Source organism: Pseudomonas sp. AC016 (assembly GCF_979253365.1).
This window is the reverse complement of sequence record NZ_CEEDCC010000001.1, coordinates 4678751-4694244: the sequence shown is the minus strand read 5'-3', so window position 1 is coordinate 4694244 and position 15494 is coordinate 4678751. Positions and strand designations below refer to the sequence as shown.

Genomic DNA, 15494 nt, shown 5'->3' with positions numbered 1-15494 from the left:
GTGATCGTGTGATTAACCACGACTGACCCACTACCTGATTTCTCTGAGTAAGCGGCACTCGGGCTAAATCAGGCTTGTCGTTTCTTCAAGCACTAAGGATAAAAGATGAATATGACGACGGTTCTGTTTTTGGCGCTGATCCAGTGCGCTGCGGCTTTACATAACTGACAAAGCTTATTGAGTATGTCTGGCACCAGGCATTTCAACCAGCTTGCTTAAAGGCATCCACCCGCGCTTGAGGTGACGGTGCCAGACTCCGCTGCAACACGAACACCCCTAGACAAAGGATGAGCAAGACCGTTAGAACATGCAGACAACGTACTTGAATGCCCACTAGAGCAAGACCACAACAAAACCCTTAAAGTTCCGCTTGTCGCTGAACAATCCCGAAAAGCCTCGAAAAACGACGATATCGTCGCACTCTTTATACTTTTTTAGTTGTGGATCATTTTTATGATGAAGCGCCTATAAGCCTCGTGTAAAGTTGCATCCGCTTGAATCAGCACTTCACTGACAAGCTGGCAGGGAGGCCTAAAAAGACGCTGACGCGTGGGCTGTTCCCTGTCAGTTTCTGCCCTGTAAGGATACTGCCTTGAACATCTCCCACCTGCGCCGCTCATTGTTGGCGCTGTCCGTCGCGGCGACCACTGCCACAGTCCATGCCGCCCCCGGAACCGACCTGAACCACGACCTGAGCACAGGGGAATACCGTAGCTCGGGCGATGTTTTCACTAACGCCGCATTCACCGGGACATCGCAAAACGCAGGCGTAGCACTGAACAACGTGACCCTGGCGGGTAATCTGGTCAACCAGGGCAAGATCAACCTGACAGCTGCGACCCCCATCGACTTTCCGGCCGGTGTTTCCGTGGCCGTGAATTCCACCGTCGCTGGCGATCTGGCAAATAATGGTGACATTACGGTCAGCGGCATAGGCGCCACAGGGCTGGACATTTATCTGGCGAAGATTGCGGGTGAGGTGAACAACAACGGCAACATCACGGTGACTGGCCATAACGCCGACGGCATGTTGATCACCTCGACCCAGACGCGAATCAACAACTCCGGCACTATCACCGCTCGCGGCACCCAATCTACAGGTATCGAGATCGAGAAGGCCCGCTTCACCGGTCAAATTACGCCCGACTTCAAGACCCAGATCAACAACAGCGGGACTGTCTCAGCCGAAGGGGTGGGTATCCGCTTTAGGGGCCTCGATGCCTCCGCCGGTTTCGACACATTCGCCATCACGCAGACTGGTGGCCTGATCGAAGGCGGCACTGCAGCGATTCTGGCGGACGACAATACAGCCCCTTCGCTCTTTTACTGGCAAGGTGGGCAAGTAAAGGGTGACCTGCTGGGCCTGACTGGCGTGCTGGTGCAAGGTGACGCGATGTTCGACGGCTCCACCATCCGCGCCGGCTTCGTCGATCTCGACGGTGGTCGCCTGACCCTGCTTCGCCCGCAGACGACGATTGTGGGTAACCTCGACATGGACAGCGACACTGCTCGCCTGCGCTTGCTGCTGGATAACAACACACTGCCTGACACGCCGATCCTGAAAGTCACCGGCAATACCTTCTTCGCTCCAGGCAGCCAGATCGAACTGCAGGCTCGCTCCGACGACTTCCGCACGTCAGCCGAGGGCACCCGCTACACCCTCCTCAACTCTGCCACATGGGAAGACCCGCAGAACCTGTCCGTGATTTCCTCCTCGGCGCTGCTTGAGGTGAGGAATTTCGGCATTGAAGGCCAGGACGTGAAAGCACTGGTTGCCACCCGCAGTGATGATGCGATCACGCAAGACCTGCTGGGTGCGAGTGGTTCGCGCAACGCGGTGAACGCTATCAAGCCGTTCAAGAACACGGTCATGGGCCAACTGGACGAAAGCGACCCGGTATTCCAGCGTTTTGCCAACGCCACCACCAGCGAAGAGCTGGCCAGACTTGCCGAAACCCTGACCCCGGACGTCAGCCGCGGGGTGATCAACGCCGCCACCAACAGCCAGAACCTGGTCGCAGGTGCCATCAACCGCCGCGCCAGTAAAGCGCGTAGCGGCCTGTCCTCCGGTGACGTCCTGGCAGAACAAGGCGTATGGCTGCAAGCGCTGTCCAGCGATGCCAATCAGGACAGCCGTCACGGTATCGATGGCTACGACGCCAACACAAACGGCATCGCCGTAGGTGCCGATGGCAAGCTCAACGCCGATACCACCGTGGGCCTGGCCTACAGCTACCTGACCAGCGACGTGAAATCCGACCTGGGCCACAAAACCGATGTCAGCGGCCATGCACTGACCCTGTACGGCAACTGGAACCGTGACAACTTCTTTGTCGACACCTCGTTGATGTATGGCTGGAACGACAACGAGTCCAAACGTTACATCGCCGGTACCCGTGCCAAGGCTGACTACGACAGCAATATCTTCGGCGTCAACGCACTGGCAGGCTACACCTTCCAACTCGACAAACAGTGGCTGCTGGAACCACAGGTCGGTGCACGCTATGCCAACGTATCGATGGATTCGTACCGTGAAAAAGGCAGCTCAGCCGCCCTCAACGTCGGTAGCCAGCGCTACGAAATCGGCGAAATGGGCCTGGGCGCTCGTCTGGCAGCCGCTTTTGACGTAGGCGTGGGCAGCCTGGAGCCGGAAGCCAAGCTGATGGCCTGGCACGATTTCATCGGCGACAAAGCCGGCACCACCTCCACCTTCGTGCTCGGTGGCACCCCTTTCACCACCACAGGTGCCACACCGGCGCGCGACAGCTACGAGCTGGGACTTGGCGCAAACTACCGTGTGGGCGCGTGGAGCGTGGGCGGGACTTACAACTACCTGACCAGCAGCGGTTTCGACGCCGACACCTTCACGGCGAACGTGCGTTACGACTTCTGATCAACGTGTTTGCGTGAAACAACAAAGCCCGCCGATGCGGGTTTTGTTGTTTCAGGCTGATGGTAAAGCCCGTAATCTGGGTATGTGCAAAGACGCAGGACTCTCGCCGGATAATCTCTACCTGTGCAAGGAAGGCAGCATCGACGAATCAACGGTGAGTGAGAGAAAGACATCGGTAGCGCATCACTAAAAGGGACGCCCTGTGAGCCGGTGCAGCATTTGTCGATAACCGCATATCGCAAACAGCTCCTGCTGGCGTCAGCGTGGCTAAATTTTTTCGATACTCTATCGACATTCCTTATCCTGGATCCGGTATAGATCCAACTCACCCACATGCACACGATTAGCGACATTGAAAATACGCTCAGGGCGTCACGTCATGAAAAAGATCGGACTACTTCCATTGTTTTTTCTTACAAGTGCTTTTGCTACAGAATCGAAATATGACCGCTACGCCGCAGGCAACAGAGAGCTTGGGGCCAGGATTAGTCAACTGGATAGCGAGGTGATTTTAGCTGAGGAGACTCGGATAGCACCCCTTGCCAGTGACATGTTGCTTAAGGTCAAACCGATGATCCGCCGGGGTGATAGCGGTGTAGCGATCCAAGAGTTTTTACTAAAGCAGTTTTCGCAGTATGGCTGGCGGCCGATGTTAGTGGGCTATAAGGGATACCCAGAAGCGGTGTCGGTTTCGGTGAATCATCAAGTGGCAAATGCCCCACCTACTGACGCGCCATTTCCGGATGCTGCACTTGTGAAAGTAGAGCTGGTAGCTGCATCGCCACAGGCACATGTAGCCCAGGCATGGACATTCGCGACCCCTAATGCAACTGAACAACAGCAGCAACTATTGATGACAGCTCGACGCGCGCTGCGAAAAGGTATTGCCCAGATTCGGGCTGGCGAGCGGTTGTCTAAAGTGGGCGCTGCCATTCAGCAGGAGCTTGACGCCTGCCAAGTGGTGGCCGTGCGTGAGCTAGTGGGATACTCCATGGGCCAGATGCGGATTCAAAATCCTCAGGTGCTCGGTTATAAGAGCCCCGTCAATGATGAAACACTGATGAAAGCCGGTCAGGTGCTAAACGTCTATGTGGTGGCGAAGTCAGGAACCTTCGGCGTGCGGTTCCAACCACCGGAACTCTGGACCGTCCTTACCCAGGACGGCGCGGATAGCGTGATGCTTTCGGCGATGGTCGAGGTAACCCAAGATGGACATCGACCGCTGAGCAGACTGATTGACTGAGTGTCAATGTGTGCTTTAACACAGCCTGAGCCCGTACGCTTACCGAAAAACGGAGTCTGTGGACCGGTCGCAGCCGATAAAAATGCCGTGGTCGGTTTGATCTACCGTACCGACATGATCGTCGGGACCGACAAACAGCTACTTCTGAAACCTGCGAGGCCAAGCGTTCTCGATACCATGCCTGCGCTCCTGATCCGGGAAATGGTATCGATGTAGCACTCTGGCAGCCGTGAGATGTACGCCATTGGCGACGCAGCAAACACAAACGTCCATTCCTATTTGCATCGCTCCGTACCAAGGAACATAAACACGGCACTTGGTGATACACAAAGCCACCTAATTTTTTGCCAGACCCAAAAAACCAAAAGCCCGCAATTACGCGGGCTTCAGGGCATTTCTTGCTAGATCGTGCCGGACAACGCCGGACGTCCAATCACTCCCACTCAATCGTCGCAGGCGGCTTGCTCGACACATCATACGTCACGCGAGAAATACCCTCGATCTCGTTGATGATGCGGCCACTCACGGTCTCCAGCAGCTCGTAAGGCAGGTGTGCCCAGCGTGCGGTCATGAAGTCGATGGTTTCTACGGCACGCAGTGCGACGACCCATGCGTAGCGACGGCCGTCGCCGACGACGCCTACCGATTTGACGGGCTGGAACACGACGAAGGCCTGGCTGACTTTGTGGTACCAGTCGGCCTTGCGCAGTTCTTCGATAAAGATGTGGTCGGCACGACGCAGCAGGTCGGCGTATTCCTTCTTCACTTCACCCAGGATGCGCACGCCCAGGCCTGGGCCCGGGAATGGGTGGCGGTAGACCATGTCGTACGGCAGGCCGAGTTCGAGGCCCAGACGGCGGACTTCGTCCTTGAACAGTTCGCGCAGGGGCTCGACCAGTTTGAGGTTCATTTCTTCCGGCAGGCCGCCCACGTTGTGGTGAGACTTGATGACGTGCGCCTTGCCGCTTTTCGCGCCAGCCGACTCGATCACGTCCGGGTAGATGGTGCCCTGGGCCAGGTACTTGATATTGTCCAGCTTGCAGGATTCGGCATCGAACACGTCGATGAAGGTGCGGCCGATGATCTTGCGCTTCTTCTCTGGATCGCTCTCGCCTTCCAGATTGTTCAGGAACTGCTCTTCGGCGTTGGCGCGGATGACCTTCACGCCCATGTTCTCGGCGAACATGGCCATGACCTGCTCGCCTTCGTGCAGACGTAGCAGACCGTTGTCGACGAAGACGCAGGTCAGTTGATCGCCGATGGCCTTGTGCAGCAGGGCTGCGACCACAGAGGAGTCAACGCCGCCGGACAGGCCCAGCAGAACGTTATCGGTGCCGACCTGGGCGCGGATGGTGGCGATGGCGTCGTCGGCGATGTGCGACGGCGTCCACAGGGCTTCGCAGCCGCAGATGTCGAGGATGAAGCGCGACAGGATGCGACCGCCCTGCTTGGTGTGGGTCACTTCCGGGTGGAACTGCACGCCGTAGTAGCCACGGGTGTCGTCGGCCATGCCTGCAATCGGGCAGCTCGGAGTGCTGGCCAGGACGTGGAAGCCGTCCGGGATTTCGGTGACCTTGTCGCCGTGGCTCATCCAGACGTCGAGACCGAACACGCCATCAGCGTCGATGTGGTCTTCGATACCGTCGAGGATGCGGCTCTTGCCGACGACGTCAACGCGGGCATAACCGAACTCGCGCAGGTCGGAACCGGCAACGCGGCCGCCCAGCTGTTCAGCCATGGTCTGCATGCCGTAGCAGATGCCGAAGATCGGGACGTTGAGGTCGAACACGGCCTGCGGGGCGCGCGGGCTGTTGGCTTCGTGCACGGATTCCGGGCCACCGGCGAGGATGATGCCGCGCGGGGCGAATTCGCGAATCGCTTCGTCGTCCATGTCGAACGGATGCAGTTCGCAGTACACGCCGATTTCACGCACGCGGCGGGCGATCAGCTGGGTGTACTGGGAACCGAAGTCGAGGATCAGGATACGGTGGGCGTGAATGTCGAGGGCCATGACTCAATCTCGTCAAAAAACAGAAACGACACGGGGCTGCGTCAACAGCCCCGGCTATGAAACTTGCTGGGCTGCATCGAGGCGTGAACCACGATGCAATCCGGATCAACCAACGCGATAGTTCGGCGCTTCCTTGGTGATCTGCACGTCGTGGACGTGGGATTCAGCCATACCGGCACCGGTGATGCGCACGAACTCAGGCTTGGTGCGCATTTCTTCGATGGTGGCGCTGCCGGTGTAACCCATGGAGGAACGCAGACCGCCCATCAGTTGATGGATGATGGCGGACAGCGGGCCTTTGTAGGCGACACGGCCTTCGATACCTTCCGGCACCAGCTTTTCGGCACCAGCGGACGAGTCCTGGAAGTAGCGGTCGGACGAGCCTTGCGCCTGGGACATTGCACCCAGAGAACCCATGCCGCGGTAGGCTTTGTAGGAACGGCCCTGGAACAGTTCGATTTCGCCCGGTGCTTCTTCAGTACCGGCAAACATCGAACCCATCATCACGCAGGATGCGCCAGCCACGATGGCCTTGGACAGGTCACCGGAGAAACGGATACCGCCGTCGGCGATCATCGGTACGCCGGTGCCTTCAAGGGCAGCGGAAACATTGGCGATGGCGCTGATCTGTGGAACGCCGACACCGGCAACGATACGGGTGGTGCAGATCGAGCCAGGGCCGATACCGACCTTGACCGCGTCAGCGCCAGCGGCGACCAGCGCCTTGGCCGCTTCGCCGGTGGCGATGTTGCCGCCGATGACCTGCACTTCAGGGAAGTTGTCCTTGACCCAGCGAACGCGGTCGATCACGCCTTTGGAGTGACCGTGCGCGGTGTCGACAACCACCACGTCAACGCCAGCGGCAACCAGCGCGGTAACGCGCTCGCCGGTGTCCTTGCCGGTGCCGACTGCAGCGCCGACACGCAGACGACCCTGGTCGTCCTTGCTGGCCAGCGGATAGGCCTTGGCTTTTTCGATGTCCTTGACGGTCATCATGCCCTTGAGCGCGAAATTCGCGTCAACGATCAGGACTTTTTCCAGACGGTGCTTGTGCAGCAGTTCACGCACTTCGTTCTTGTCTGCGCCTTCGCGCACGGTGACCAGACGCTCTTTGGGCGTCATCACTTCGCGGACAGGGACATCAAGACGGTTTTCGAAGCGTACGTCGCGGGACGTCACGATGCCGACCAGGTCGCCATCATGCAGCACGGGTACGCCGGAAATATTGTGCATGCGGGTGAGTTCGAACAGATCGCGAACGGTGGCGTCGGCTTCGATCGTGATCGGGTCCTTGACGACACCGGCCTCGAACTTCTTGACCTTGCGCACTTCGGCAGCCTGCTGCTCGATGGTCATGTTCTTGTGGATGATACCGATACCGCCTTCCTGAGCCATGGCAATTGCCAGACGGGCCTCAGTGACGGTGTCCATTGCAGCGGAGACCAAAGGAATATTCAGCTCGATGCCACGGGTCAAACGGGTTTTCAGACTGACTTCGTTGGGCAGTACCTCGGAATAACCGGGCACAAGGAGAATGTCGTCGAATGTAAGGGCTTCTTGACTGATACGCAGCATCGCGGGGGCTCCCGGGCGGGAAAATTGGAAGCGCGCCATTATACCCACACACCCCGCCCGGCTCAATGTAAACCTCAGTCTATTATTGAAGCCGTTTATAGACGCACTTTTACGGAGGACACCGGGCGATCCAGACGTTCGGCGAAGTCGTCGAGAAAGGCCTGGGTGAAGGACGCGTCCAGCCAGTTGTTGAAGATGAATCCCAGGTTCGAAAAACCGCAGGCATCCAGAAACAGAAAGCCGTTGATGTCGTCTTCATGGCGGCATTCAGGGCAGGTGAAGTTGTCGGTGTGACCGGGCATCCAGTCTTCGAGGCTGTCGAACAGCGCTTCGCCTATTTCGCGACGGCATTCGGGACAACCGGCTTCTTCGGCGAAGTTATCGAGGGGCGTGAAGATGCAGCGCTTGGTCACGATCTCCAGGCCATTGACGACTTGCCCGAACGGCAACGCCTCCGGGTTCTGCACCACACGTCTGGCACCCGGCGCCACCGCGTAGGCCATCTTGTTGCCAGCGCGTCCGCAGGTGGTCAGCTCCGGCTCGACCACGTTGAGTTTGATCAGCCAGCGCAGGATCAGGCGCGCTCTGGCTTCGTGGGCCGGGAAGGTGGAGATTTGCGGGACGATAATGCTTTGGGTGTTCATGAAGGTGTATCGCTTGAAACGGATTGAGGCCGCAGCTTAATCGGCCATGGTTTCAGGTCAAGCGTGAAATCTGCATTCAGCCTGCGATGTAGCGGCCAATCAGTGCAATGCCGCTGACCAGCACCAGCCACGTCACCAGACGTACGAAGGCTTCGCGGGACAAGCGTTTGGTCAGCGCCCTCCCCACCCAGGAGCCCGTCAGCATCGCGGGCAACAGACAGACGCCGAGCACCAGCAGCGGAATTTCGGCGTAGACACCCGCTATCACAAACAGGCTCAGGCGCACGACGGTGCTGCAACTGATCAGCGCACTTTGCGTAGCACGCGCCTGTTCTTTGGACGTCAGGCGGCTGTTGAGGTAGATCGCATATAAAAAGCCGCCGCTGCCAAACAACGCACCGAACAGCCCGCCGATGGTGCCCATGGGAATGGCCCAGCCTGCGGCCAGCTGGGTCGGCCGAACCTTGACTGCCAGACTGTACAGCGCGTAAGCCGTGACAAAGATGCCCATTAATAGAAGCAGAAGGTCGGACTTCAGATTGAGCAGAAACAGCACACCCAACGTACAGCCCACTGCCATGCACGGGAGCAGGCGCAACAGCTCGGACTTGACCACGGACTGGCGGGACGGCAGCAGATTGCCGAAGGCGGCGAGGAAGTCGAGCATGACCAGCAGCGGAATGATGCGTGACAGCGGCATGAAGTGAATCAGGATGGGACCTGCCACCAGCGCGGTGCCGAAACCGGCGATGCCGAAGACGATATAAGCGGCGGCCACGCTGAGCTCGATGATCAGCCAGTCGAGCGGCGTAAAGCCCAGTTGAGAGAATGCTGCGAACACCCCGATATCGCCCACGACGCTTCCTTTCTGGAGGGAATGAAGGGACTTTAGCAAAGACGCAGACGTGTCGCCTTCACGTTCAGGGTTGCCTGAAAGACCGGACGCGGAGCGTCCTGGTCGGCATTCCCACGCAGAGCGTGCGGAACGATCAGCGTGAGGGGCGCAGACCTCGTGCGCTTAACCGACATTGCCTTTATGATGCCCGACATGATCAAAGACCCTTTCGCAAGACTCGGCCTCGACCGGGAAGTCCTTACTGTCAGCCAGCTCAACGGCCGTGCGCGGGTGTTGCTGGAGGATGTGTTCAGCAGCATCTGGGTCGAGGGCGAGATTTCCAACCTCTCGCGCCCCGCCTCGGGCCATGTGTACTTCACCCTGAAGGACTCGGGCGCGCAGGTGCGTTGCGCGCTGTTTCGCCAGAGTGCGGCGCGGGTACGCCAGGCGCTCAAGGATGGTCTGCAGGTCAAGGTACGCGGCAAGGTGTCGCTGTTCGAAGGTCGCGGCGACTATCAGCTGATACTCGACACCGTGGAGCCTGCCGGTGACGGTGCGTTGCGTCTGGCGTTCGACGCGCTGAAAGCCAAGCTCAGCGACGAAGGTCTGTTCAGCGCCGAACGCAAGGTCGCCCTGCCCTTGCATCCGCAGCGTATCGGCATCATCAGCTCGCCGACCGGTGCCGTGATCCGCGACATCATCAGCGTGTTTCGCCGTCGAGCACCGCGTGTCGAGCTGACCCTGATACCGACTGCCGTTCAGGGTCGCGAAGCAATCAATCAGATCATCCGAGCCCTCAAGCTGGCTGATTCCAGAGGCTTCGATGCGCTGATCCTCGCCCGTGGTGGCGGATCGCTGGAAGACCTGTGGTGCTTCAACGAAGAAGCCGTGGCGCGCGCAATCGATGCCTGCGTGACGCCGATCGTCAGCGCAGTCGGGCATGAGACCGACGTGTCGATCAGTGACTTCGTGGCCGACGTGCGTGCGCCAACGCCGTCCGCCGCAGCCGAACTGTTGGCTCCCGATTCCAGCGACCTGCATCGTCGCGTAGACAACCTGCATCGCCGACTTGTCAGCCGCATGCAGGATCGCCTGATGCGCGAACGCCTGCGCCTTGAAGGGATTTCCCGACGCCTTCGGCATCCAGGCGAACGTCTGCGCCAGCAATCCCAGCGTCTCGATGACCTGGATATGCGCATGCGCCGCGCCTTCGAGCAAGGCATGCACAAGCGTCAGGTACGTCTGGCCCATATGGAAAGCCGTCTCGCCGCCCAGCATCCAGGGCGCACGCTGGCGTTCCTGCGCCAGCGTCTGGACGTGCTGGCCGAGCGCCTGCCCCGCGCCATCCGCGAACAGATCAAAGCCCGCAAGCTGCAGTTGCAAAGCCAGATGCAGACCCTGAACGTGGTCAGCCCGCTCGCTACCCTGGGTCGCGGTTACAGCATTCTGCTCGACGAACGCGGTCACGCGATCCGCAATGCCGCACAAACCCGACCCGGCCAACGCCTGACTGCCAAGCTCGGTGAAGGCGAGCTGCAAGTACGGGTCGAGGACAATCACCTGACACCCGTGACCCTTTCCCTTCTGGACTGACTGCCTGATGCTACGTTTTATTGCCCCGCTGTTCGCTCTGCTGCTGTGCCTGCCCGCTCACGCCGACAGCTTCATCACCCGCGCGCTGAACAAGCCCGTTCCCGGTGGCGTTGCCGTCATCGATCTGGGCACTGGCGCACAGGCACCGACCGCGACCTATCAAGGCAAGCGGGTGCTGGTGGTCAAGGAACAAGGCACACACTGGCTGGCGATTGTCGGCATTCCGCTGACTGTCAAACCGGGTACAGAACAGATCGCCTCGGGCGGCCGTTCGCTGAGCTTCACTGTCGGTAGCAAAAAGTACCCGGAGCAGCGCATTACCCTGAAGAACAAGCGTCAGGTCAATCCGAACCCTGAAGACAACAAGCGCATCGAAGGCGAACTGGCCGAACAGATCCGCGCCTACCGCAGTTTCAGTCCCGGCACACCGAGCAATCTGATTCTCGACAAGCCGGTCAACGGTCCGCTGTCCAGCAAGTTCGGGGTTCGACGCTTCTTCAATGGCGAAGAACGCAACCCGCACGCCGGTCTGGACTTCGCGGTGCCTGCGGGCACGCCGATCAAATCCCCGGCTGCTGGCAAGGTCATCCTGATTGGCGATTACTTCTTCAATGGCAATACCGTGTTCGTCGATCACGGTCAGGGCTTCATCAGCATGTTCTGCCACATGTCGAAGATCGACGTGAAACAGGGCGACCTCGTACCACGCGGTGGCGTGGTTGGCAAAGTAGGCGCAACCGGCCGCGCAACAGGTCCGCACATGCACTGGAACGTCAGCCTGAACGATGCCCGCGTCGATCCGGCGATCTTCATCGGTGCGTTTCAGCCGTGATGGCTTACTCCGATCTTCAGGCAATCATTCGCGAGCTTGCTCGCGAATGGTTCTGACCGGACAAGACCGAACTGTCGCAACACGACATCTTGCGCACTTCAATGCCCGACAACAATAACTCAGATAAAAACACACTCAGCGCGCGATAAAAAAGCCAAAAATCAAAGATAACAAGAATTTATCCCAATTATTTTCAAGTACTTGCCATCGTTGACCCCAATGGTTACGGTTGGCCTCATGAAAACCTCTCCAACCCTATTCCTGTTGCGCCAACATCGGTGCCTCAGCCTGGTCAGTGCACGACTGCCGGGCTTGATTGCAGTGCCTCGACCTTAGTTAGCGATAACGGTTGGCCGCCTCTTTCCGGCCTATAAGTACAAAGGACTATTCACATGACCATGCTCAAAGATCCCTCGAACAAGTACCGCGCGTTTGCGACCATTGATCTGCCTGACCGCACCTGGCCTTCGAAGACCATCACTGCGGCGCCGATCTGGTGCAGTTCCGACCTGCGTGACGGTAACCAGTCGCTGATCGAGCCTATGGATGCTGCCAAGAAGCTGCGCTTCTGGAAGACGTTGGTCAGCGTCGGCGTCAAGGAAATCGAAGCCTCGTTCCCGTCCGCTTCGCAGACTGATTTCGACTTCGTGCGCACCTTGATCGAAGATGGCCACATCCCGGACGACACCACCATTCAGGTGCTGACCCAGGCGCGTGAAGACCTGATCGCCCGTACGTTCGAATCGCTGCGCGGCGCCAAGAAAGCCATCGTCCACCTGTACAACGCGACCTGCCCGGCGTTCCGTCGCATTGTGTTCAATCAGGACAAGGCTGGCGTGAAGGACATCGCAGTCAATGCTGCCAAGCTGTTCGTCAAATACGCCGCTCAACAGCCTGAAACCCAGTGGACCTTCCAGTACTCGCCCGAAACGTTCAGCGCGACCGAGCTGGAGTTCGCCAAGGAAGTCTGCGACGCAGTAATCGAAGTCTGGAACCCGACGCCGCAGAACAAGGTGATCCTGAACCTGCCTGCGACCGTTGAAGTGGCCACACCCAATATTTATGCCGACCAGATAGAGTGGTTTGGCCGTCATATCACGCGCCGTGACAGCGTACTGATCAGCCTCCATACCCACAATGACCGTGGCACCGGCGTCGCCGCTACCGAGCTGGGCCTGATGGCCGGCGCGGATCGTGTCGAAGGCTGCCTGTTCGGCAACGGCGAGCGTACCGGTAACGTCGATCTGGTTACCGTCGCTTTGAACCTCTACACCCAGGGCATCAACCCTGAGCTGGACTTTTCGGACATCGACGGCGTGCGCAAGGTCGTCGAAGAGTGCAACCAGATTCCGGTTCACCCGCGTCACCCCTACGTGGGCGACCTGGTTCACACTGCCTTCTCCGGCTCGCACCAGGATGCCATCCGCAAGGGCTTCACTCAGCAGAAGGAAGGCGAGTTGTGGGAAGTGCCTTATCTGCCGATCGACCCGGCCGATATCGGTCGCAGCTACGAGGCGGTGATTCGCGTCAACAGCCAGTCGGGCAAGGGTGGCATCACCTACCTGTTGGAACAGGAATACGGCATCTCGCTGCCGCGCCGCATGCAGATCGAGTTCAGCCAGGTGGTTCAGGGTGAAACCGACCGTCTGGGCCTTGAGATGACCGCCGAGCAGATCCACTCGCTGCTGCGTCGTGAATACCTGCAGGCCAACACGCCTTACGCGTTGATCAGCCACAAGCTGCAGGAAGAGAACGGCAACAGCTCGGTCGATGCCGAAGTACATGTCGATGGTGAAACCCAGCACTGGCGCGGCAAGGGCAAAGGCGCTCTGGAGGCACTGGTGGCTGGCCTGCCGATTTCCGTGGAAATCATGGACTACAACGAACACGCCATCGGTTCTGGCACCACGGCCAAGGCCGCGGCCTACATCGAGCTGCGTGTGAACGGTGACAAGGCCGTACACGGCGTGGGCATCGATGAAAACATTACCACCGCCAGCTTCCGCGCACTGTTTAGTGCACTGAACCGCTCGCTGAGCCAGGCGCAAGCCAAGGCAGCCTGAGTGAATGAACGTGGCAGCGGACACTGATCCCGCTGCCCTTTCAACCCGACACCCCCTTCTCGCCTCTGCTACGCGCCCTCAAGGGCTATTCCATTGTGCGCATGACCCTGTCAGTTTCGGCATAATCTTTTTTTTCGACGCTGTGGTAGCATGCTGCCCTTGGCTTGGACCGGCCTGAATCGAACAGCCATTCATAGGCTGAAGATGCCCGTCCCAATTGACCTGCCCGCTCCATCTTCCTATAAAAACCAAGACGACTATTGCATTGTTTCCCCGACGAAGAAAATGCACGGGCAGACCTTCCGTGCATTGAAAACAGCTTTGGCGTCGTCAACGCCGAGCTGATCCAATCACATTTGGAGCGATTATGCCCAAGGCTTCCCATCAAGACCTGCGCCGCAGCTTTCGTGAGCTGACCTCGTCAAAATTCTGCTATCACACCGCCTCGGTATTCGACCCGATGTCTGCGCGCATCGCCGCCGATCTTGGCTTTGAAGTCGGCATCCTTGGCGGTTCGGTCGCTTCGCTGCAAGTACTGGCAGCGCCCGACTTCGCCCTGATCACGCTCAGCGAGTTCGTCGAACAGGCCACGCGCATTGGCCGTGTCGCACAGCTTCCCGTCATTGCAGACGCAGACCATGGTTACGGCAACGCCCTTAACGTCATGCGCACGGTCACTGAACTGGAACGTGCCGGCATCTCGGCGCTGACCATTGAAGACACCCTGCTGCCCGCCCAGTTTGGCCGTAAATCGACGGACCTGATTTCCACAGCAGAAGGCGTCGGCAAAATCCGCGCAGCGCTGGAAGCACGCGTCGATCCGGAAATGTCGATCTTCGCCCGCACCAACGCAGCGATCATTCCGGTTCAGGAAGCCATCAGCCGTGTGCAGCAGTACCAGGCCGCTGGCGCTGACGGCATCACCATCGTCGGCATCCGCGACTTTGATCACCTGGCGCAGATCTCCGAAGGCCTGACCGTGCCGCTGATGCTGGTCACCTACGGCAACCCTGAACTGCATGACAATGACCGTCTGGCCGAGATGGGTGTACGCGTCTGCGTGCATGGACATGCAGCATACTTTGCGGCAATCAAGGCAACTTATGACTGCCTGCGCGAGCAGCGGCAGATTCTGGGCAGCACCTCGAACATGAGCGCGACCGAGCTGACCCACACTTACACCCAGCCTGAAGACTACGTCGAGTGGGCGAAGAAGTTCATGAATGTGAACGAGTAGGCGCGGTAGCGCTGAACTGAAAAAGCCTCCCTCTCGTTGAGAAAGGGAGGCTTTTTCATATGAGTTTCGTGGAGTCATCCACGAAACGCGCTTCAGACAGTGGTTTTCACGCCACCCTCAGTCTCGAGCTGCAACAACGCACCTTGAAGAGTCTGCAGGTTGGAGCTGGTCGCCATGATCTGCGTCTGGATAGCCATCGCCCTCATCGCCTTTTCGTCAGCCGTGCCTTGGCTGGCCTGAACAGCAGCCAGTTGAGCCTGCTGCTCAGCCAACTGCTTCTGAGCCAGCTTGATCATCTCTTTGATTTTGTCTTTGGTTGAATCGAGCGCACTTTTGCTTGACCCTCCAACGCTGCCGCCGTCGGAAGAACTGTTTGCTTTGGCACCTTCCAGATTCACTTCCGTGGTCTTTTTATCATCGTCCGTGGTGGCGGTAGCAATAGCTGTCTGCGCGTCCTGATTCTTGACTGTTAACGACAGCGAGTTCGGGTAAGCGCTCAGCGTGGACGTATTGATGGTAACCATGGCGATCTCCTGATTGTCTGCGAAAGGTATCGGCCGACTCGTAA

General features: G+C 58.7%; 11 protein-coding genes. 6 read left to right on the top strand and 5 right to left on the bottom strand.

All coding sequences use genetic code 11. The features are described 5' to 3' along the window. Nucleotides 1-592: 592 nt before the first annotated feature. A complete protein-coding gene (locus tag AC0IXS_RS21175; protein ID WP_471825603.1) occupies nucleotides 593-2893 on the top strand; it encodes an autotransporter family protein in 2301 nt (766 codons plus the stop codon). A 379-nt stretch (nucleotides 2894-3272) separates the two neighbouring features. Continuing rightward, complete coding sequence (locus tag AC0IXS_RS21170; protein WP_122667662.1) at nucleotides 3273-4136, top strand: M24 family metallopeptidase; 864 nt, start codon at nucleotides 3273-3275, stop codon at nucleotides 4134-4136. 433 nt (nucleotides 4137-4569) lie between these two features. Here the strand turns inward: AC0IXS_RS21170 and guaA are convergent, their stop codons facing one another. The 4 genes from guaA to AC0IXS_RS21150 form a co-directional block, all read right to left on the bottom strand. Continuing rightward, entirely contained in the window at nucleotides 4570-6147 is a 1578-nt protein-coding gene (gene guaA / locus AC0IXS_RS21165; protein WP_004878783.1) for a glutamine-hydrolyzing GMP synthase, read from the bottom strand. A gap of 105 nt (nucleotides 6148-6252) precedes the next feature. Further along, a complete protein-coding gene (guaB, locus tag AC0IXS_RS21160) occupies nucleotides 6253-7722 on the bottom strand; it encodes an IMP dehydrogenase (RefSeq protein WP_004878782.1) in 1470 nt (489 codons plus the stop codon). A 95-nt stretch (nucleotides 7723-7817) separates the two neighbouring features. Then, nucleotides 7818-8366, bottom strand: a complete 549-nt coding sequence (locus AC0IXS_RS21155; protein ID WP_057409049.1) for a hypothetical protein — start codon at nucleotides 8364-8366, stop codon at nucleotides 7818-7820. Between the two features lie 76 nt (nucleotides 8367-8442). Then, entirely contained in the window at nucleotides 8443-9222 is a 780-nt protein-coding gene (locus AC0IXS_RS21150; protein WP_122446879.1) for a sulfite exporter TauE/SafE family protein, read from the bottom strand. A gap of 192 nt (nucleotides 9223-9414) precedes the next feature. Here AC0IXS_RS21150 and xseA point away from each other — a divergent pair, with 192 nt between their 5' ends. The 4 genes from xseA (at nucleotide 9415) to AC0IXS_RS21130 (ending at nucleotide 14926) form a co-directional block, all read left to right on the top strand. After that, nucleotides 9415-10794, top strand: coding sequence for an exodeoxyribonuclease VII large subunit (xseA, locus tag AC0IXS_RS21145; RefSeq protein WP_191954181.1), 1380 nt, complete (start codon nucleotides 9415-9417; stop codon nucleotides 10792-10794). 7 nt (nucleotides 10795-10801) lie between these two features. Then, a complete protein-coding gene (locus AC0IXS_RS21140; protein ID WP_137202206.1) occupies nucleotides 10802-11626 on the top strand; it encodes a peptidoglycan DD-metalloendopeptidase family protein in 825 nt (274 codons plus the stop codon). A gap of 392 nt (nucleotides 11627-12018) precedes the next feature. Then, complete coding sequence (gene leuA, locus AC0IXS_RS21135) at nucleotides 12019-13689, top strand: 2-isopropylmalate synthase (RefSeq protein ID WP_137202205.1); 1671 nt, start codon at nucleotides 12019-12021, stop codon at nucleotides 13687-13689. A gap of 367 nt (nucleotides 13690-14056) precedes the next feature. After that, nucleotides 14057-14926, top strand: a complete 870-nt coding sequence (locus tag AC0IXS_RS21130; RefSeq protein WP_122667667.1) for an isocitrate lyase/PEP mutase family protein — start codon at nucleotides 14057-14059, stop codon at nucleotides 14924-14926. Between the two features lie 92 nt (nucleotides 14927-15018). On the opposite strand, the gene AC0IXS_RS21125 is transcribed toward AC0IXS_RS21130, so the two are convergent. Then, the gene (locus AC0IXS_RS21125; protein ID WP_057409053.1) at nucleotides 15019-15450 is read right to left on the bottom strand and encodes a hypothetical protein; all 432 of its coding nucleotides are present in this window, start codon (nucleotides 15448-15450) and stop codon (nucleotides 15019-15021) included. Nucleotides 15451-15494: the final 44 nt, after the last annotated feature.